The organism is Klebsiella sp. CN_Kp088, from assembly GCF_040064335.1.
GTDB classification, from domain to species: domain Bacteria; phylum Pseudomonadota; class Gammaproteobacteria; order Enterobacterales; family Enterobacteriaceae; genus Klebsiella; species Klebsiella aerogenes.
Map to the genome: position 1 here is coordinate 1 of NZ_JBEAIQ010000033.1, position 20,087 is coordinate 20,087.

The window sequence follows — 20,087 nt, forward strand, 5'->3', positions numbered from 1 at the left end:
GGTTTGTAGCCCCGGTAAGCGCAGCGCCACCGGGGAGAGGTTCCCGGATAGCGGCAGTCGCCTTATCCGGGCTACCACACCAGCGCCCGATTCAATGGTTTTGAACGGGTGCTTTTCTGAAATTATTGGATCTGTGTGCCATCTGGTAGCACGCAGGCCGCCAAACGAGGAAACTAACTATTTAATGTCTATCGGCCCTATGTCTACCCGCAAAATCACCCATTGGTTTGCAAGGCGATCCTTTCAAAACCGCATCTTCCTGCTGATCTTATTTACCTCGACTGTCGTCATGCTGGGCATGTCGTGGTATCTGACAGACATTACCGAGGAACGTCTTCATTACCAGGTCGGGCAACGGGCATTAATTCAGGCAATGCAGATTTCGGCAATGCCGGAGCTGGTGGAAGCGGTACAGAAACGCGATCTCGCCAGAATTAAAGAGCTTATCGACCCCATGCGTTCCTTCTCTGACGCCACCTACATCACCGTCGGCGACGCCAACGGGCAGCGTCTTTATCACGTCAACCCTGACGAAATCGGTAAATCAATGGAAGGTGGTGATAGCGATGAGGCGCTGTATAACGCCAAAAGCTATGTCTCGGTACGCAAAGGTTCGCTAGGATCATCGTTACGGGGTAAATCGCCGGTGCAGGACGCCACCGGCAAAGTCATCGGCATCGTGTCGGTCGGTTATACCATTGAACAGTTAGAAAACTGGCTCAGCCTGCAGATAAGCTCGCTACTGATCCCGATGGCGATCATCCTGCTATTGCTGCTGTATTGCGCCCGCCGCTTCTCGTTGCATATCAAAAAGCAGATGCTCAATATGGAGCCCCAGCAGCTATCGCAACTGCTCATCCAGCAAAGCGTGCTCTTTGAATCGGTGTTTGAAGGGCTTATCGCCATAGACTCAAACTATAAAATAACCGCGATAAATCAGACCGCCCGCCGTCTGCTTAATCTGAGCCAGCCAGAGCCGACGCTAATCGGCAAAGGGATCAGCAGCGTTATTTCGCAAGAGGCCTTCTTCTACGATGCGCCTCACGAGAATAAGAAAGACGCGATCGTCACTTTTAATCAGATCAAAGTGATCGCCAGCCGTATGGCGGTGATCTTAAATAATGCGCCCCAGGGATGGGTAATTAGTTTCCGTAGCAAAGATGATATCAATACCCTCAGCCTGCAGCTCAGCCAGGTGCAACAGTACGCCGATAACCTGCGCGCCGTACAGCATGAACACCGTAATTTGATCTCGACTATCGCCGGACTGCTGTTTCTCAAACGCTACGATCACGCATTGGATCTGATTCAGCAACAGTCAGAAAGCCACCAGAAGGTGCTCGATTTTATTGCGCGTAATTTCCAGGATAATCACCTTGCCGGGTTACTGATCGGTAAATATTACCGGGCCAAAGAGCTCGGCCTTGAACTGGTGTTCGACCCATCCTGTTTCGTCGATAAACTTCCCGGCGCGCTTTCGCACAGCGAATGGATCTCGATCGTGGGGAATCTTCTCGACAACGCCTACAATGCCACTTTGCGCCAGCCGCTGGGATCGAAACAGATCGAATGTTTGATTAACAGCGATGGTCATGAACTGATTGTCGAGATCGCCGATCAGGGTTGCGGCATTGACGAGGCGCTACGCGATCGGATCTTCGAACGCGGCGTCACCAGCAGCGCCAGCGGCGATCACGGTATTGGGCTCTGGCTGGTACGCAGTTACGTAGATCAAGCAGGCGGCAGTATCGTCGTCGAAAATAATATTCCTTTTGGCACCATCTTTACTCTTTATATCCCCCTGACCCGAGATGAACATCATGGATAGCATTACTACTCTTATCGTTGAAGACGAACCTATGCTGGCGGAAATCCTGGTGGATACCATCAAACAGTTCCCCCAGTTCAACGTTATCGGCATTGCGGATAGACTGGAAAGCGCAAAAAAAATGCTGCGTCTCTACCAGCCGCAGCTGATCCTGTTAGATAACTTTCTCCCTGATGGCAAGGGATTGGATCTGATTCGCCACGCCGTCAGCACCAACTACAAAGGGCGAATCATTTTTATTACCGCTGATAATCATATGGATACCATCAGTGAAGCCCTGCGTCTGGGGGTATTTGATTACCTGATTAAGCCAGTGCACTATCAACGTTTACAACACACCCTGGAGCGCTTCGCCCGCTACCGCAGTTCGCTGCGTTCAAGCGAACAGGCCAGCCAGACCCACGTCGACGCCCTGTTTAATATTCAGGCTCGCGAGCAAACAGAACCTGCCGGCGCGCCGCTGCGCGGGATCGATGAAAGTACCTTTCATCGCGTGCTGCAGCTGTTCTCCGCCCCGGAAGTGGTGCATACCGCTGACTCTCTGGCTCGCATCCTCGGCAGCAGTAAAACCACCGCCCGCCGCTATCTGGAGCAAGGCGTTAAAAACGATTTTCTGGAAGCGGAAATCAGTTATGGCAAAGTCGGCCGACCGGAGCGCATTTATCGCGGCAAACATCCCTATCCGGAGCATGCCTGAAACACTTACTCGAGGTTATAGCTGACGATCATCTGCCCTTTTTTCATTTTCAGCTGGCTGATAACAATATTCCCCAGCGCCGCCAGACTGGCAACATGGGTACCGCCGCAGGGATAAGCCGGTAGCTCGCCAAATCCCACCGCGCGCAAGCCATTAGCGAAGGTGATGCGGCGCGGTAAATCCTGCTGCTGCCACGCGCTCACCTGCGCCAGCAGTGCGCTGGCTTCCGGTAATACGGCGCCAGCGCCGGCAGCAAACGTAATCCGCCCCTCTCCCGGCCAATGATGCGCCTTCACCGGCCGCCAGCCAAACTGCTCGCCTGCCAGCCCCAGCAAATGACCGGCTGAGTGCAGGCGGGCATGTAGCTGCCGCGCAGAGGCATCGATTCGTATCTTCACCTCGCCCAGCGGCAGCGGCTGCTCAACGATATGCAGTACGCTATCGCCGCGTGTAGCGACCGTCATTACGACCTGCTCGTCGATCCAGCCGCTATCCGACGGCTGGCCGCCGCCCTGCGGATGGAACAGCGTACGATCAAGTTCAATGGCGTAACGGCCATCGGCTTCGGCGCGACAGCCGATAATCAGAGCACGCCCTTCGGTGGCGTCGCTGGCGTAATAAACACGTTCAGTCATGGTTGTTCTCCTCTCTGTCAGCACAGTATATTGATAATATTGACAGCGATAATCTCTTCTACAACCAATGCACTTTTGCTCCGAGGGCACAAATGAATTTGAATCTTCTACCTGACCTCGCCCTCTTTGTACAAATTGTCGAGCAAGGCAGCTTTTCCGCCGTCGCCCGCCAGAACGGCCTTACCCCCTCCGCCGTGAGCCGCAGCGTCTCGCGGCTGGAGCAGGAAATGAGCTGCAAGCTGCTGCACCGAACCACACGCAAACTACGGCTGAGCGATGCCGGGAAAGCGGTGTATGAACCTGCGCTTGAAATGCTGGAAGCAGCGCGACAGGCCATGGACTCCGCCGGGAGTACCCAGACGGTGGCGCAAGGTAAACTCACCCTGAGCGTGCCGAAGGCCGTCGGACGCTTTGTCATACATCCGCTAATGATGAGCTTTTTCAACCAATATCCGCAGGTAGACGTCTGCTTACGGTTGGAAGACCGCGACCTTGATTTTATCGATGACGGCATTGACCTGGCGCTACGCATCACCCATAGCCCCTCCCCTGGCCTGCATGGCAAACCACTGATGCCGATCGCTCATCTCATCTGCGCCACTGAGGAATACTTACAGCGCCACGGAATGCCGCATACCCCACAGGATCTGCGTACGCATAGCTGTATCAGCCTTGGCGAAACGCCCGCCGACGCGCGGTGGAAATTTCGTCGCGAAGGCAAAAGCGAAACGGTGCAGACGCATGGGCGCTACGCCGCTAACCACACCGCCGTGCGTCTCGATGCCGTTAAGCAACATCTGGGTATCGGCAGTCTGCCGCTGTTTACCGCTCGCGAAGCGCTGGCAAAGGGTGAAATTGTGCAAGTGCTGGCGGAGTGGGAATTTATCAGCAGCTATTCCGGCAATCTGTGGTTGTTATGGGCAGGCCATAAGCATATGCCCGCCAGGATGCGGGCAATGATTGATTTTCTTAGCGAGAAGGTGCCGACACTGAACGCAGGCAACACATTGCCAGCCGCCAACTAAAACGTGTTCATATTTTCCAGAAGCTCATCTGCTGACAGCAAAATAGCTGCCAGCAGGGATTGGAATCAATTAATGGCCGTTTATTAATTGATTTTTATTATAATTAATAAGGCCACCTGCTTTGATAATATCTTGTTCTGATGAAGTTAATTTCTCCATATACAGCGTTATCTGCTGCACCGGGCGATGGTCGCTAACGACAAAAGCGGTGATATCACTTAACTCGCCCTTCAGCGCGCTTTTTATTGCCGGGATATAGATAAAATCGCCGACCTCGAAATCAGGCGCCTCTTTCATCTGCAGCGGCAGCATTCCCCAGTTAATCACATTGGAACGATAGCGCTTGGTCGCGTACTCCTGACAAATATTTGCCAGCCCGCCAAGTACTCGCTGGCAGCTGGCCGCCTGCTCTCGCGCCGAGCCATCACCGGGTTTCACCGCATAGATCATGCTACCGATCTCCGTCTGTGCCGCGGTAATATTTTCCTGACCCGGCAGCAGCCGTATCTGGGAAAATATATTTTCCAGCTGTGGATTTAAACGGCAAAGATCTTCACCATTGACGCGTTGTTGCTCGATGGCGGCAATTTTTTTAGCCCGCTCCACATACTGCGGATCGCGTCGGGAAAGGGTAAATTCCGCCAGACCTAATGGGTTTGAACGAAACGATGATGTTTCACCTGATGGTATCAGTTCGTCGGTAGTGGTCACCGGATCCATTATTTTTGAAGTAACGGCTAACAGAATATTATCCGTTAACGCATTCATTTCCGGCCAGTCTTTGATATTTGGGCCATAGATCAGCGGTTGCTGCGTAACACCTTTAACGAATCCCTGATAAACCCGGTTTTTATAGGGGGAAACATCAAATTCATATTCCTGAGCTTCGTGCCAACAATCAAGCTCCGCCGCCGAGGTTAACAATCCCCCGTTAGCGGCCGTCGCGGCAATTGAACGCGCATCCATCAGCGCCACCGCTGACATTTGCCCATTTCCAGGCTTGGAACCTTCACGGTTCGGAAAGTTACGCGTCGTATGACGGATGCTCAAGCCGTTATGCATCGGGGTATCGCCGGCGCCAAAGCAAGGGCCGCAGAATGCGGTACGAATAATGGCGCCCGCGCTCATTAAATCATTGATCATCCCCCTTTTCGTTAACGCCATCAGCACCGGCTGAGAGGAGGGATATACAGAAAGTGAGAAAATATTGTCGCCACAGGAATGATGCCTCAGGGCATTAGCCGCCTGCGCCACGTTGACATAGTTTCCTCCCGCGCAACCAGCAATAATCCCCTGCTGAACGCGTAATTTGCCATTCTCTATTTTGTCCAACAGAGATAGCTTCGCGCGCCCCAGCGAGATTTTCTCAGATTCAATTTCAACTTCGCGTAAAATATCCGGCAAATTCTGATTAAGCGTATCAATTTCATAGACATTGGCAGGATGAAACGGTAGCGCGATCATCGGCTTGATGGTGCTTAAATCGATCTCAATGCAGCCATCGTAGTAAGCCATCTCTTTGGCTGACAGCGCCCGATAGTCTTTCTCTCTACCATGAAGCCGCAAAAAGTTTTTCGTCTCTTCATCGGTCTGCCAGATGGAGGATAAGCAGGTGGTCTCGGTAGTCATGACGTCAATACTGTTTCTGTAGTCGGTCGACATACTGGCCACGCCGGGGCCGACGAACTCCATCACTTTGTTCTTCACATAACCACTTTTGAATACCGCACCAATCATTGCCAGCGCAATATCCTGAGGGCCAACGCCAGCGGCAGGTTTACCGGTTAAAAACACCGCGACGACCTCGGGATAATCAATATCCCAGGTGTTTCCCAATAGTTGTTTAACTAACTCACCGCCGCCTTCACCGACGGCCATCGTCCCCAGCGCGCCATAACGCGTATGGCTATCCGAGCCCAGTATCATTTGGCCACCGCCGGCCATCATCTCGCGCATGTATTGGTGAATAACGGAAATATGCGGCGGTACATAAATGCCGCCATATTTCTGTGCTGATGTAAGACCAAAAATATGATCGTCGCTGTTAATGGTACCGCCCACTGCACAAAGTGAATTGTGGCAATTGGTTAAAACATACGGCAAGGGAAAGCGCGTCATTCCAGAGGCCTTAGCCGTCTGGATGATGCCCACGAAGGTGATATCATGGGAAGCCATGGAATCAAACTTTATTTTTAATTTCTGTTCATCGCCAGAAATATTATGTGCTGACAGTATTGACCAGGCGATGGTTCCCTTCCGCGCAATATCTTTAGCGACAGGATTTGCGCACTCCTCTTCCGGAATGATCCCGTACTGATGGGATAAATATACCCCACGATCGTGTAATTTGATCATGACTAGCATCCTTTAAGATAGATTAAATAATAACGGTGTTCTTTTCTTCGTGACTCTACGAATAAAAAGGAAAGAATATCGGCAGCAAAATAAAACTGACAATTACCGAGATGGCAATCAGAGGTAATCCGACTCTGACATAATCCATAAACCGATATCCCCCGGCGGAAAAAATCATCATATTCGCCGGCGTGCCAACCGGTGTCGCATAGGCACATGAACAGCCAATGACAATAGCCATCAACACCGCTCGCGGATCAGCGCCCATTGAATTTGCAATAGACAGGCCAATGGGAATAAGCAAGGCCGCCGTTGCGGTATTCGACATAAAATTGGTTAATACGCAGGAAATAATCAAAACGGCACTTAACAATAAGAACGGTGAAGCCTGTTGACCAAGCAGATCGATAATTGAGTGGGCCATGATTGCACCAGCGCCAGTGGTTTCGAGTGCTTTCGCTAAAGCTAATGTGCCGCCAAAAAGGAAAATCGTCTGCGAGTCAATTGACTGATACGCCTGTTTTTCAGTAATCACTCGTGTAATAACCAAGAATAAAGCGCCAATTGAACCGATAATAGCAATCGGCAAACCAATGACGTTCTCAAAAATCATCCCCAGTACGGTAAATACCAACACTAAAACAGCAATTACTTGCTTATATTTTGGACAGTCAACTTTCCTGCTCTTTTCTGATTTCCCCGCAGTACTCACAGATTGCGCTGGCAGCAGTTTATAACCGATGGTCAAAAAGTAGATGATCCCGCAAAGCAGCATGGGGATACCTAGTTTGGCATACTCGAAAAAACCGAAGCGCTGCCCGACTTGCTCCAGAGCTGACTGGGCGATCAGATTACCCGGCGAGCCAATAAGCGATAAGTTTCCGCCCAACGCTGAAGCAAACGCCAATGGCATCAACAAACGGGATTGCGCATAGCCGGACTTAACCGCGGCACCAATGACCACCGGAATCAGTACCGCAGCGGTTCCCGTATTAGACAGAAAACCAGAGAGTATTCCGCAAACCAACATAATAATAACGATGAGCTGTTTCTCCGAGCGAGCGTAACGGGTAACGATTCCGCCAATTTTATCCGTCACCCCTGTCTCAAATAAGGCGCCGCCAACCACGAACATTGCCACAAATAAAATAACGTTCTGATTAATAAACCCCGCAAAAGCCGTTTTTACATCAAAAACACCTGTTACAACTAAAGTAATACAGACGATCATAGCCGTAGCGGCCAGAGGGATTTTTTCCCAAACAAACATCACAATTGAAAATAACAACAGTGACAATGTAATTGCTACTGGTGACATAAAGATATAACACCTCTTTTCAGCGTGTGAATTTAATAATTAGTCTAAGCAGGTGATGCAGCGTTTTATAAACTTCAAGTTAAATCACTTTCCAGTACATTAATAATTCCCACCACCATACCCCAACGGTGATATGCAGAATAAAAGTCAATAGCGCTAATATACCGCCAACAATCCACCAGGATTTAATATCATTATAACCAACCCCGAATATGACCGGGCCGGCAGCACCACCATAATGGGTGACCATACCGCCATAGGAATTACTAAACAGCAGCGCTAAAGCGGTTAACATAACTGGCGCACCGGAAACATTCGCCAGCATGGCAAAGACCGGAACCATCGCCACAATATAGGCGCTGCCCGAGGCAAAGAAATAACGAACCAGTATACTCAACGCGACGATGACAACGAATGCCAGCGTGCTATGGCTACCAAATGAAATGTTATCTTTCAGTAACTCGGCCAACCACAAGAAAAAACCAACTTTGGAAAGCAAAGAACTCAAACCAATGATACCGCCGTACCAAATTAGCGTGTTCCAGCCACCTTTATTTTTAATGACATCATCCCAGGTAACAATTTTTAATATCAGCATCAACGCCATGACGCAAATCGCCACCGTTGATTCATTAACCCCAAGAGAAGTGCTAAATATCCAACCCGCTAACGCCATCACAAACAAGCAGGAGAGCATTTTTTCACGTAAGGTCATCGGCCCTAAAGACTCAAGACCTTCTTTGGCAATGGCTTTATTATCTACTTTTTTTAATTCGGGCGGGTATAGCTTATAGGTTATAAGCGGTGTCAGTAACAGCATGATTAAGCCTGGCAATATGCCAGCCAATGCCCATCCGCCCCAGCTCAATTTGATATGGCAAATATCCTCAATCATTTTGAGCGCCAGGATATTACCCGCCATGGCGGTAAAGAACATATAACTGGTGGTTTTGGTAACCATATAGACGTTCATCATTAAATAATGACCAACGCGTTTTGCCGTATGCTCTGGTTCCGATCCTAGCGCGACAGCCACGCTATTGATGATAGGTAATACGATACCGCCAGCACGGGCCGTATTCGACGGTGTCGCGGGTGAAAGAATCAGATCCAGAAAGGCGGTAACATAGCCTAAGCCAAGTGTGGTACTCCCTATCTTGCCAATAAGAATATATGCAATCCGTTTACCTAAACCAGTAATAACAAAAGCGGCACTTAAGGTAAATGCAGAAAACACCAACCAGGTGGTACCTGATGCATAGCCACTTAATACGCTCGATGATTTTATTGAACCATCACCTAAATTGCCAATGACAACCATGGAGGCAGCCACAGCGACTAACAGTATGACTGGTTCAGAAAATGGTTTAATCACTAAACCAACAATTGCAGCCAGATAAATACCTGACAATACCCATGCAAGTTCAGTCAACCCAGCCGGGGCCGGAAATAGACTAATAAGCAATGGAATAGCAACAAGCAATAATAGCTTGCATAATGTTTTTTTATCCATTTTAATCCCTTACCTGAATGAATTTTATAAGTGCGCAGCCGCATTTATTCAGGGAGATAAACCATGCCAGAAAGAATTTTACGTGCGGTACGAATCACCGATGCGCGAATATTTTCAGGAGTTTCATTAGCATTACTTAAATTGACGTCAATACTTCCGCTAGGGTGTTCAACTCTGATTAATCCCGCACCCGATATTCTCGTCAGCTCGTTAACTACGGTATCAGCAATAATACAAGAGCTCGCCAGACCGATAGCGCCCGTTATGGCCAACGATTTATGACAGTTGTGGGGCATGAAATATCGAACACTCAGCGTTCCACCGTGTTGAGGTGGGGCAACCAGCACTGGTTTAGGTATTACCATGTTCGAGACATCGCCAAATCCCATTGCCGCGCCTGCTTGCTTACGTATTGATTCAAGGCGCTGAAAAAATTCCTTATCCTGATCTAATTCCGCCGCCGATTCATACCCTGTTTTACCCAAGCTATGCGCTGGAATAATAACCATCGGCATCGCCATATCGATACAGGTGACGCGAATATCATCCAAAATATCAACCCGGTTGCCGGTTGGGAAAAGCTGGCCTGATTTCGCCCCGGCGGCATTTAAGAATGTCAGGCCTACCGGGGCCGCCAGCCCTGGAACGCCATCAATATGGGTATCTCCTTCATAAACAACCTGGCCGCCCGGGGTTTGAATGTCTGCGTCAACAAAGGTGTTGGTATTGACGTTTCTGATTCGCACCCGCGTTACCGGGGAATTCGCCGCGACAAGTCCTTTTTCGATAGCAAACCCGCCGACTGCGCACAGCATGTTGCCGCAATTAGGCGTAGTATCAACCCGTCGCTCATTGACAATGACCTGTACAAATAAGTAGTCAATATCCGCTTGCTGGCTGGTCGATCTACTGACAATAGCCACTTTACTGGTTTGCGGACTCCCGCCGCCAATGCCATCAATTTCCAGTTCATGGCCAGAACCCATGATAGTTAATAATGTTTCATCACGTTTTTGAATATCTTCTGGTAGATCATCTGCTAACAGGAAAGCGCCTTTTGATGTTCCACCACGCATGAGAACACACGGAATTTGTTTCATAACATGTTCCTTACAAATATAAAAAGATTAAATAAACGGGGCGTGAATTTAATGCGCTTAATGTATTTAAAGTTTTTTATTTACTTTATTATTCATTTACTCGCACAACCGTTTACCATCTGATTCTACTTGCAAGGAAGATAGTGATTGATAAAATATAAAAATAAGACTTATACCTACAAAACATTAATAACTACTATCGTCATGGCAATAATTAACAGAGCCATTCTATATATAAATTATTTATTTCTGATTACGGAGCAGCAATGAACAATGAACTATCCGGAATGAAAGCTTTTGTCACTGTTGCCGAGCTGGGTTCATTTAGCAAAGCGGCAGAGGTACTTAACCTGACGCAACCCGCATTGACCCGCAAAATACAAAAAATAGAAAGTAACCTCAATACAGCCCTTTTCGAACGAACCACCCGAAAAATCATGCTCACTCAAGCAGGAAAAATGCTTCTTCCAAAGGCAAAGTCACTGATTGCCAGCCTTGATGCCGCCATTTTTAACATCAGCAACCTGACTTCTAATGTGCATGATACGGTAACGCTTTCTTGTATCCCGACGGCGGTATTTTATTTTTTACCTCGCGCCATCGTTCAATTTAATCAGCGTTACCCCCATATCAAAGTTCGAATTTATGAACAAGGTATAGAAAATTGCATGGCCTCGGTGAGAAAAGGCGAAGTCGATTTTGGAATAAATATGAACTTCATCACACATCCCGACATCGAATTTAGCCCACTGGTTAATGAACCCTTCGTGCTGGCTTGCCGGCAGGATCATCCGCTGGCCAGTAAAAAATTAGTGGAATGGCGGGAGCTCGTCTCGCAGAGATTAGTTGGCGTCAGACGCTCGAGCGGTAATCGGCAACTGATTGAAAGTTGCCTGCAGGATAAGCCATGGAAATTAGATTGGTTTTACGAAGTCAGACATTTATCCACCTCTCTGGGTCTGGTCGAGGCGGGGCTTGGCATATCGGCCTTGCCCTGCCTGGCCATGCCGCATCACGCCAACAGCGCTGTCGTCAGCGTGCCGCTGGTCGAACCGGTAATCAGACGCACGCTTGGCATGATTCGCGTTAAAAACCGCCCTCTTTCCGCAGCGGCTGAACGCTTCGCGTCATTATTACTGCTCATGTGGACGGATGAAGCGAGAGAGTTATGGTGTAATGTGGTCGATTCACACCAGCAGCTATAACTGTCACGGCGCGAGAGCGAAAACCTCCGCCGCCCAACGTTGAAAACCCGCGACATCCAAATCCAGCGCCACCTGTGCGTTGGCCGGTTGTCCCAGACGCCCTTCGATATCTACCACGGTAGCGCCAGCCGTCCAGGTCCCCTGCGTCTCTACCGCCACAAAGCAGGGTTTGAGCGTAAACAGATCCGGACGAACCAACCACGCAATAGCGCATAAATCATGCATTCTCAGACCGCTGCTCATACTGCCGCTGCGATAATGGCTAAATAAAGCATGAAGCATTTTGCCTGTCTGATTGAGCGTGGGCAGAGTGACCAGATAGTCCGCACTCAGCATCGCCTTATTGGTGACATCCAGCCCGCACATCACAATCTCCAGCCCGCTCTGGAAGACTTTCGCGGCGGCTTCAGGATCGATGGCGATATTAAACTCGGCGTTGGGGGTAAAGTTACCGCGCCCGGCCGAGCCGCCCATCAGCACCAGCCGACGAATATTAAACAGGCACTCAGGATACTGCGTTATCAGCAAGGCAATGTTGGTTAGCGGGCCGATGGCCACCAGGGTCAAGGGTTCCGGCGCGTGCATCAACGCATCGCGGATCGCCTGAAATGCCGGTTTTGCCAGCGGTTGACGGTTATGTTCGACGAAATCATAGCCCTCCATGCCGGATTCGCCATGCACCGAGGCGGCATCGCGCAGCGGACGTACCAGCGGCATCGACGCGCCTTGCGCCAGCGGTACATCGGCATTCCAGAAATGCAGCAGTTGCAGCGCGTTGCGGGTCGTCTTTTCCACCGAGACGTTGCCCGCCACCGTGGTCATTAATTGCAAATCCAACTGCGGCGAGAAGAGCGCGGCGGCGATCGCCGCCGCATCGTCAATACCCGGATCGGTGTCGAGAATAATCGGTAAGCGCATGGTTTTCTCCCAAAAAAAAATGCCAGACGTTAAGTCTGGCATCTTCTCATACTGCTGGGTGAAAGAACTTATTCTACTTCACGGACATCTACACGCAGCTCTTTCGGCACCTCGAAAACGATATTCTCTTCACGGCCTTCCAACGGCACCGCTTCGCCGCCGCCCAGCTCCTGCAGACGGGCAATCACATTCTGCACCAGGATATCCGGGGCCGACGCGCCCGCTGTTACCCCAACGCAGGCAGCAGACTTAACCCATTGTTCCTGGATATCGGTGGCATCGTCGATAAGATAGGCCGCTTTCCCCATCCGCTGCGCCAGTTCAGCCAGGCGATTGGAGTTCGAAGAGTTTTTCGAACCGACCACCAGCACCACATCAGCCTGCTCCGCCAGCGCGCGTACAGCTTCCTGACGGTTGGTGGTGGCGTAGCAAATATCGTCTTTACGCGGGCCGACGATTTTCGGGAAGCGCTCGCGCAGCGCGTCGATAACGTCAGAAGTATCATCGACGGAGAGCGTGGTCTGGGTCATAAACGACAGTCGGGCATCGTTTTTCACTTCCAGCGTCAGCACATCCTCCGGCGACTCAACCAGATACATGCCCCCTTCGGGGTTATTGTACTGGCCCATGGTGCCTTCAACTTCCGGATGCCCGGCGTGGCCAATCAGAATCGACTCTTCGCCGCGGCGGCTGGCGCGGGCGACTTCCATATGGACTTTAGTTACCAGCGGGCAGGTAGCGTCGAAAACCGTCAGGTCACGACTCTTCGCTTCGTTGCGTACCGCCTGTGAAACCCCGTGGGCGGAGAAAATCAGGATCGCGCCGTCCGGCACTTCGCTAATCTGTTCGATAAAAATCGCTCCACGCTGGCGCAGGCTATCGACGACGTAGCGGTTATGGACAACTTCGTGACGAACGTAGATCGGCGCGCCGTACAGCGTCAGCGCGTTTTCGACAATGCTGATAGCGCGGTCAACGCCGGCGCAAAAACCGCGCGGGTTAGCCAACAGGATCTGCATCTTACCCCTCCAGCGCCGGATCGACTTCCAGCACTTCAATATCAAAATGAACGGTACGCCCGGCCAGCGGATGGTTGAAGTCGACGGTGATGGAATCGCCGTTCACTTCGCGGATCACACCGGGCATTTCGCTGCCATCCATTGCGGTAAAGAGCATAATCGCGCCGATTTCCGGCTCGCCGGCGTCGATAAACTCGCGGCGAGAGAAGTACTGGATCAGATCCGGGCTAGGTACGCCGAAGGCGGCGTCAGGTTCCAGCGAGAACGTGGTTTTATCGCCGGCTTTCAGCCCCAGCAGATGCTGCTCCAGCCCTTCGGAAAGCGAGGCATCACCAAGACGAAACAGCGCTGGTTTGCCGTTGCCGCGCGTGGATTCGGCGGTGGAGCCGTCATCCAGTTTCAGCGTGAAGTGCACCAGCACCGCGCTGTTGCTCTGTACAGAGTTAGACATGCAGGTTTGCTCTTTTATATTGCCGCCGCTTGTTTGCCCGGTGGCGCTGCGCTTACCGGGCCTACAAAGGGCGATATATACTGTAGGCCGGATAAGACGCTTTAGCGTCGCCATCCGGCAATTTTTTATGATGTTTTTTTATCACTGGAAGGCAAGAAGCCTTCCAGTACAATCAGCGCCGCGCCGATGCAGATGGCGCTATCGGCAAGGTTGAAGGTGGCGAAATGCCAGTCGCCGACATAGAAGTCGATCATATCGACCACAAAGCCGTGCCACAGACGGTCGAACAGATTACCCAGCGCGCCGCCAATGATCAGCGCGTAGGCAATGTTGTTCAGCTTTTGCGTCGCCTTCGAACGGTACATCAGCACCGCCAGCACCACGCAGATACCAACGGCAATCCCGGCGAAGAACCAGCGCTGCCAGCCGCCGCTGTCGGCGAGGAAGCTAAAAGCCGCGCCGTAGTTGCGCGCATAATGCAGATTAAGCGATGGAAACAGCGAAACCGTCTCCCCCAGAGCGAAGTTCTGGAGGATCAGGAATTTGCTGCCCAGATCGATAATCAGCACGGCTACGACGACCCACAGCCAGCGTAGCCCCGTTGAACAGATCGATTTACTCATCAGGCGAATTTACGTTGCTCGCCGTCACCGGCGACGTTACTGACACAGCGACCGCAGATTTCTGCGTGTTCCGCCACCTTGCCGACATCGCTGGTGTAATGCCAGCAGCGTGGGCACTTCTCGCCCTCGGCTTTGCTCAGGACCACTTTCAGCCCTTTCAGCAGATCGCTCTGCCAGGCATCAGCCGGCGCCTGTGCATAATCGGCAACGTTAGCGCCGGAGGTCAACAGGACAAATCGTAATTCTTCGCCCAGCGCGTTGAGCTTGGCCGCCAGCTCAGCATCGGCATACAGCGTAACCGCCGCTTCCAGAGAACCACCGACTTTCTTATCAGCACGCGCCTGTTCGATCACCTTATTAACTTCGCCGCGCACTTTCAGCAGTTCATCCCAGAAATCGTCGTTCATCGCTTCGTCGTCGGCCAGGCCGAACAGGCCTTCATACCACTCGCCGGTGAAGACGTATTTTTCACGCTCGCCCGGCAGATAGCCCCAGATTTCGTCCGCGGTGAAGGACATGATCGGCGCCATCCAGCGCACCAGCGCTTCCACGATATGGAACAGCGCGGTCTGGCAGCTGCGACGCGCCACGCTGTCCGCTTTCGCGGTGTACTGGCGGTCTTTGATGATGTCGAGATAGAACGAGCCCATTTCGATGGAGCAGAAGCGCATCAGGCGCTGCACCACTTCGTGGAAGTCGTAGGATTCGTAGGCTTTGAGGATATCTTCCTGAGCCGCCTGCGCGCAGCCGACCGCCCAGCGGTCCAGAACGACCATCTCTTCCGGTTTAACCATATCTTTTGCCGGATCGAAACCGTTAAGGTTCGCCAGCAGGAAGCGCGCGGTATTACGGATACGACGATAGCTGTCCGCGGCGCGTTTGAGGATCTCATCGGAGACCGCCATTTCGCCGGTATAGTCGGTGGAAGCCACCCACAGGCGCAGAATATCGGCGCCCAGTTTGTTCATCACGTCCTGCGGGCTAACGGTGTTACCGATAGACTTGGACATTTTGCGGCCCTGACCGTCGACGGTGAAGCCGTGGGTCAGTACCTGACGATATGGCGCTTTGCCTTTCATCGCCGTGGAGATCATCAGTGAAGACATGAACCAGCCGCGATGCTGATCGGAGCCTTCCAGATACATGTCCGCGGCGTGACCGGCGAATTCCGGACGTACATCAACCACGGAAGAGTGGGTGGACCCGGAGTCAAACCACACGTCGAGGGTATCCGGCACTTTTTCGTAGCTGTCAGCGTCATCGCCAAGGATGTCGCGGGAATCGAGATCCCACCACGCCTGGATGCCGTCAACTTCAACGCGTTTCGCCACTTCTTCCATCAGTTCGAGGGTACGCGGGTGCAGCTCGTGGGTTTCTTTATGCACGAACAGCGACATCGGCACGCCCCAGGTACGCTGACGGGAGATACACCAGTCAGGACGGTTGGCCACCATCGATTCGATACGTGCCTGGCCCCAGTCCGGGATCCACTGCACGCCTTTAATCTCTTTCAGAGACTGCGCGCGCAGGCCTTTTTGATCCATGCTGACGAACCACTGCGGGGTAGCGCGGAAGATGATCGGCGATTTGTGGCGCCAGCAGCACGGATAGCTGTGCTGCATTTTTTCCACGTGCAGCAGCGCGCCGCTGTCACGCAGCATCTCAACGATAATGTCGTTGGCTTTGAAGACGTTGATACCGTCGAGAGACGGGTAAGTCCCCGGCAGATAAGAGCCGTCCGGGCCAACCGGGTTGGCGATTTCCAGACCGTATTTCTGGCTGATAGTGTAGTCGTCCGGGCCGTGGCCGCCGGCGGTATGTACCGCGCCGGTACCCGCATCCAGCGTCACGTGGTCGCCAAGGATCGCCGGCACATCGAAATCGAGGAACGGATGCTTAAAGCGCATCAGTTCAAGCTCGGAACCCTGTACCGCCGCCAGGATGGTGTAATCCGCCACGCCAATGCGCTGCATCACGCTCTCAACCAGGTCTTTCGCCAGGATCAGCGCCTGGCCGTCAACCTGCACCAGCGCATAGTCGAACTCAGGAGACAGAGAGATAGCGCGGTTGGCCGGCAGGGTCCACGGCGTGGTGGTCCAGATAACCAGAGAAACCGGGCCGTTAACGTCGGCTACGCCGAACTTCGCCAGCACGGCGGCTTTATCTACCGCGTGGAACGCCACATCGATAGACGGAGACGTTTTGTCATAGTACTCAACTTCCGCTTCCGCCAGCGCGGAACGGCAGTCAACGCACCAGTGCACCGGCTTAGCGCCTTTATGCAGGTGACCGTTGCCGATGATTTTACCCAGCGCGCGGATGATATTGGCTTCAGTTTTGAAGTCCATGGTCAGGTACGGACGCGACCAGTCGCCCAGCACGCCCAGGCGGATAAAGTCTTTACGCTGGCCGTCGATCTGCTCGGCGGCATATTCACGGCACTTGGCGCGGAATTCTGCGGCGGTGAATTTCTCACCCGGCTTGCCGTATTGCTGCTCGACTTTCAGTTCGATCGGCAAACCGTGGCAGTCCCAACCCGGAACGTACGGCGAGTCAAAACCCGTCAGTCCTTTGGACTTAACGATAATGTCTTTCAGAATCTTGTTAACCGAGTGACCAATATGAATGCTGCCATTCGCATAAGGAGGGCCATCATGCAGAATGAAGGTTTTTTTGCCTTTTTTCGCCGCACGGATGATGCCGTACAGGTCATCATCGGTCCAACGCGCCAGCATTCCCGGCTCGCGTTTGGCGAGGTCGCCACGCATCGGGAACCCTGTTTCCGGCAAATTCAGGGTGGATTTATAGTCACTCATCAGATTCTCGGTTCCGTTATTTCGGTTTGATAAATACCAGTAGGATTATCCCTGCCTGGTGAGCCCAAAGTACTCGCGGGCCGTTAACTCATCTCGTGCGATTTGCGCTTTTAGCTCATCCAGCGACGCAAAACGCTGCTCGTTACGTATTTTTTTACGCAGTATTACATCTATATGGCGACCGTAGAGGTCCATTACAACGTCCAGAAGGTGAACTTCCAGCTGCTGTCGCACGCCGGAGACCGTTGGACGAGTGCCAATGTTGGCGACGCCGGGTAATGGCTTATCGCCGAGCCCTGTCACTTCTACCGCAAAGACCCCTTTAACCGGGGAAACCTGACGACGCAGCGGTAAGTTCGCCGTCGGGAAACCTATGGTGCGCCCCAGCTCATCGCCGTGGACGACGCGACCAGAGATGGTAAACGGATGCCCCAGCAGGTTTTCCGCCTGCGCGAGGTCATCGTCGGCCAGCGCCTGACGCACCGCGGTGCTGCTAATACGCACGCCGCCTTCGCAGAAGGTCTGGGTACTGGTGACGTCAAAACCGTACTCCGCCCCGGCCTTCTGTAATAACAAGAAATCCCCCTGACGACCAGCGCCAAAGCGGAAATCATCGCCGACGGCAAGGAACCGCACGCCCAGCTGACGCACCAGCAGTTCGCTGATGAAATCTTGCGCCGTCAGCGCGGCGAAACGCCGGTCGAAACGGACACACAGCACGTAGTCGACACCGCTTTCCGCCAGGTAGCCAAGCTTCTCACGCAGCCGCGTGATCCGCGCCGGCGCTTTATCGGCGGCAAACAGCTCCAGCGGCTGCGGCTCAAAAATCATCACCACAACCGGCAGACCGAGCTGGCGGCCCTCTGCGCGCAGGCGCTGCAGCAGCGCCTGATGCCCGCGATGCACGCCGTCGAAATTTCCAATGGTCAGCACGCACCCGTGCGGGGCCTGACTGAGATTATGTATGCCGCGTATCAGCTTCATGTCTGGCTCAAAACAGTGAAAATCGTCCGAGTATACCTTGTACAACAGGCGACGTTAACCAGCGATTGCACCTCGATTACGAAAGATCCTGCTAATTCATTCACTCAGCGTAATAATGCAGGAAAAACTATACGCAGCCGTCGATTTTTATGGTGGAAAGACTGTATTCGACTACAACAAGCTGGTAGAATCTTGCGCCATCACTACGTAATGAAGCCTCGTTATCTTAAACGGCGCTTATTTGCACAAATCCATTGACAAAAGAAGGCTAAACGGGCATATTCCTCGGCCTTTGAATTGTCCATATAGAACACATTTGGGAGTTGGACCTTGGCTAATATCAAATCAGCTAAGAAGCGCGCCGTTCAGTCTGAAAAGGCTCGCAAGCACAACGCAAGCCGTCGCTCTATGATGCGTACTTTCATCAAGAAAGTATACGCAGCTATCGAAGCTGGCGACAAAGCTGCTGCACAGAAAGCATTTAACGAAATGCAACCAATCGTGGACCGTCAGGCTGCTAAAGGTCTGATCCACAAAAACAAAGCTGCGCGTCATAAAGCAAACCTGACTGCACAGATCAACAAACTGGCTTAATCGCCCGCTTGCTGAACTTTGTTAAAAAAACCCGCGAAAGCGGGTTTTTTTATGTCTGTTGTTTGCCGGTACTTAGCTTTGCGGCTGCGCAAACAGCGAGGAATAATCGCGGTTGCAGATACGCTGTACCGCAGGATGCTGAATCATTCGCTCGGCAAAAATAGCGTGATACTCCTCCATCACGTTTTCCATGCGGCCAATTTCGACAATCGACTCATCGGCATAGAAATCGTGAGCATAGAGGGTTGGCGCCACAAAAATCGCATTATGCGCCGCGCCGAAGGCTTTCATAAGCGCCGCATCGTCGAACTCGCCGAGAATTTCCACCTGCAGCCCCTGCGAATTAAACCAGTTCAGCAATTTGCGCCCGAGCATGGAACGGCGACCGGGAATGAGCAGGCGACGTTCCTCAAGACAGGCGGGAAACGGTTTTTCCGGCGGCGGATTCATACACCAGAAGCTCACCCCGCATTCACCGATTTTCACCGAGAACAGCCCTTCCTGCTGGGTTGAATCAATCGGGCAATCCGAGATAATCATATCCAGCTTATGCTGGCTCAGTTGTTCCAGCAGCATCTCGTGGGTGGATTCAAAACAGCGCAGGTGAATTTGTTCATCTTCCACTACCGCCGCATCCAGCACGCCGCTCACCAGCCGCTTGGATAGCGCATCGGCGACGCCGACATCAAACAGCAGGTTCGACTCTTTGCGATAATTGACGATATCAAGCATCTCCTGGCTCAGGGTGAACATGCGATCCGCGTAGCGAAACACCAGCTCTCCCAGCTCACTGGGTTCCAGGCCTCGTCCTTTACGTTTAAAGAGTTTGCCCTGCAATCGTTCTTCCAGCGCCTTAATCTGCCCGGTAATCGTCTGCGGCGTCAGATACAGCGCCTCGGCGGCGCCGACGACCGAGCCTTCCCGATAGACGTGCCAAAAGTAGTACAAATGGTTGTAATTGATATGCGACATGCTTCTCTCCCTGATATGCCCCGGAGAGCCCGCA

At 52.2% G+C, this 20,087-nt stretch carries 17 protein-coding genes; 5 read left to right on the forward strand and 12 right to left on the reverse strand.

Translation table 11 applies throughout. The features are described from left to right. Positions 1–199 precede the first annotated feature (199 nt). Both ABLV08_RS20775 and ABLV08_RS20780 read left to right on the forward strand, forming a co-directional pair. Complete coding sequence (locus tag ABLV08_RS20775; RefSeq protein WP_048230101.1) at positions 200–1,828, forward strand: sensor histidine kinase; 1,629 nt, start codon at positions 200–202, stop codon at positions 1,826–1,828. Continuing rightward, positions 1,821–2,525: a response regulator gene (locus ABLV08_RS20780; protein WP_048230100.1), complete on the forward strand. Its 705-nt coding sequence runs from the start codon at positions 1,821–1,823 to the stop codon at positions 2,523–2,525. Before ABLV08_RS20775 ends, ABLV08_RS20780 begins: the two co-directional genes overlap by 8 nt. 5 nt (positions 2,526–2,530) lie before the next feature. On the opposite strand, the gene ABLV08_RS20785 is transcribed toward ABLV08_RS20780, so the two are convergent. Beyond that, positions 2,531–3,160, reverse strand: a complete 630-nt coding sequence (locus ABLV08_RS20785; protein WP_045358820.1) for an alanyl-tRNA synthetase — start codon at positions 3,158–3,160, stop codon at positions 2,531–2,533. Positions 3,161–3,252: 92 nt separating this feature from the next. Between ABLV08_RS20785 and ABLV08_RS20790 the strand changes: the two genes are divergently transcribed. Continuing rightward, complete coding sequence (locus ABLV08_RS20790) at positions 3,253–4,185, forward strand: LysR family transcriptional regulator (RefSeq protein WP_063410534.1); 933 nt, start codon at positions 3,253–3,255, stop codon at positions 4,183–4,185. Between the two features lie 69 nt (positions 4,186–4,254). On the opposite strand, the gene ABLV08_RS20795 is transcribed toward ABLV08_RS20790, so the two are convergent. The 4 genes from ABLV08_RS20795 to ABLV08_RS20810 all read right to left on the reverse strand — a co-directional run bounded on the left by ABLV08_RS20795 (position 4,255) and on the right by ABLV08_RS20810 (position 10,471). Then, complete coding sequence (locus ABLV08_RS20795) at positions 4,255–6,540, reverse strand: hydratase (protein ID WP_348856226.1); 2,286 nt, start codon at positions 6,538–6,540, stop codon at positions 4,255–4,257. 55 nt (positions 6,541–6,595) lie between these two features. Beyond that, entirely contained in the window at positions 6,596–7,858 is a 1,263-nt protein-coding gene (locus ABLV08_RS20800; protein ID WP_047077421.1) for an SLC13 family permease, read from the reverse strand. Positions 7,859–7,937: 79 nt separating this feature from the next. After that, positions 7,938–9,371, reverse strand: a complete 1,434-nt coding sequence (locus tag ABLV08_RS20805; protein ID WP_285198288.1) for an anion permease — start codon at positions 9,369–9,371, stop codon at positions 7,938–7,940. Between the two features lie 44 nt (positions 9,372–9,415). Next, positions 9,416–10,471, reverse strand: coding sequence for a 4-oxalomesaconate tautomerase (locus ABLV08_RS20810; RefSeq protein ID WP_047077423.1), 1,056 nt, complete (start codon positions 10,469–10,471; stop codon positions 9,416–9,418). Between the two features lie 266 nt (positions 10,472–10,737). Here ABLV08_RS20810 and ABLV08_RS20815 point away from each other — a divergent pair, with 266 nt between their 5' ends. After that, the gene (locus ABLV08_RS20815) at positions 10,738–11,676 is read left to right on the forward strand and encodes a LysR family transcriptional regulator (protein ID WP_015368323.1); all 939 of its coding nucleotides are present in this window, start codon (positions 10,738–10,740) and stop codon (positions 11,674–11,676) included. Positions 11,677–11,679: 3 nt separating this feature from the next. On the opposite strand, the gene rihC is transcribed toward ABLV08_RS20815, so the two are convergent. From rihC to ribF, 6 genes are all read right to left on the reverse strand, one after another. Further along, positions 11,680–12,594, reverse strand: coding sequence for a ribonucleoside hydrolase RihC (gene rihC, locus ABLV08_RS20820; protein WP_045358831.1), 915 nt, complete (start codon positions 12,592–12,594; stop codon positions 11,680–11,682). Between the two features lie 68 nt (positions 12,595–12,662). Then, the gene (ispH, locus tag ABLV08_RS20825; RefSeq protein WP_015368325.1) at positions 12,663–13,613 is read right to left on the reverse strand and encodes a 4-hydroxy-3-methylbut-2-enyl diphosphate reductase; all 951 of its coding nucleotides are present in this window, start codon (positions 13,611–13,613) and stop codon (positions 12,663–12,665) included. Between the two features lies 1 nt (position 13,614). Continuing rightward, positions 13,615–14,064, reverse strand: coding sequence for an FKBP-type peptidyl-prolyl cis-trans isomerase (fkpB, locus tag ABLV08_RS20830; RefSeq protein WP_015368326.1), 450 nt, complete (start codon positions 14,062–14,064; stop codon positions 13,615–13,617). Between the two features lie 125 nt (positions 14,065–14,189). Continuing rightward, positions 14,190–14,687 carry a signal peptidase II gene (gene lspA / locus ABLV08_RS20835; RefSeq protein WP_015368327.1) on the reverse strand — a complete coding sequence of 166 codons (498 nt, stop codon included), beginning with the start codon at positions 14,685–14,687 and terminating at the stop codon, positions 14,190–14,192. Then, a complete protein-coding gene (gene ileS, locus ABLV08_RS20840) occupies positions 14,687–17,503 on the reverse strand; it encodes an isoleucine--tRNA ligase (RefSeq protein WP_032713312.1) in 2,817 nt (938 codons plus the stop codon). Before ileS ends, lspA begins: the two co-directional genes overlap by 1 nt. A 45-nt stretch (positions 17,504–17,548) precedes the next feature. Continuing rightward, on the reverse strand, positions 17,549–18,487 hold the full coding sequence (gene ribF / locus ABLV08_RS20845) for a bifunctional riboflavin kinase/FAD synthetase (protein ID WP_015704352.1): 939 nt from the start codon (positions 18,485–18,487) through the stop codon (positions 17,549–17,551). Positions 18,488–18,817: 330 nt separating this feature from the next. Between ribF and rpsT the strand changes: the two genes are divergently transcribed. Continuing rightward, on the forward strand, positions 18,818–19,081 hold the full coding sequence (rpsT, locus tag ABLV08_RS20850) for a 30S ribosomal protein S20 (RefSeq protein WP_002887965.1): 264 nt from the start codon (positions 18,818–18,820) through the stop codon (positions 19,079–19,081). A 72-nt stretch (positions 19,082–19,153) separates the two neighbouring features. On the opposite strand, the gene nhaR is transcribed toward rpsT, so the two are convergent. Further along, positions 19,154–20,053 (reverse strand): transcriptional activator NhaR, encoded by a 900-nt coding sequence (gene nhaR / locus ABLV08_RS20855; protein WP_032709857.1) that lies wholly within the window; start codon positions 20,051–20,053, stop codon positions 19,154–19,156. Between the last annotated feature and the right edge of the window lie 34 nt (positions 20,054–20,087).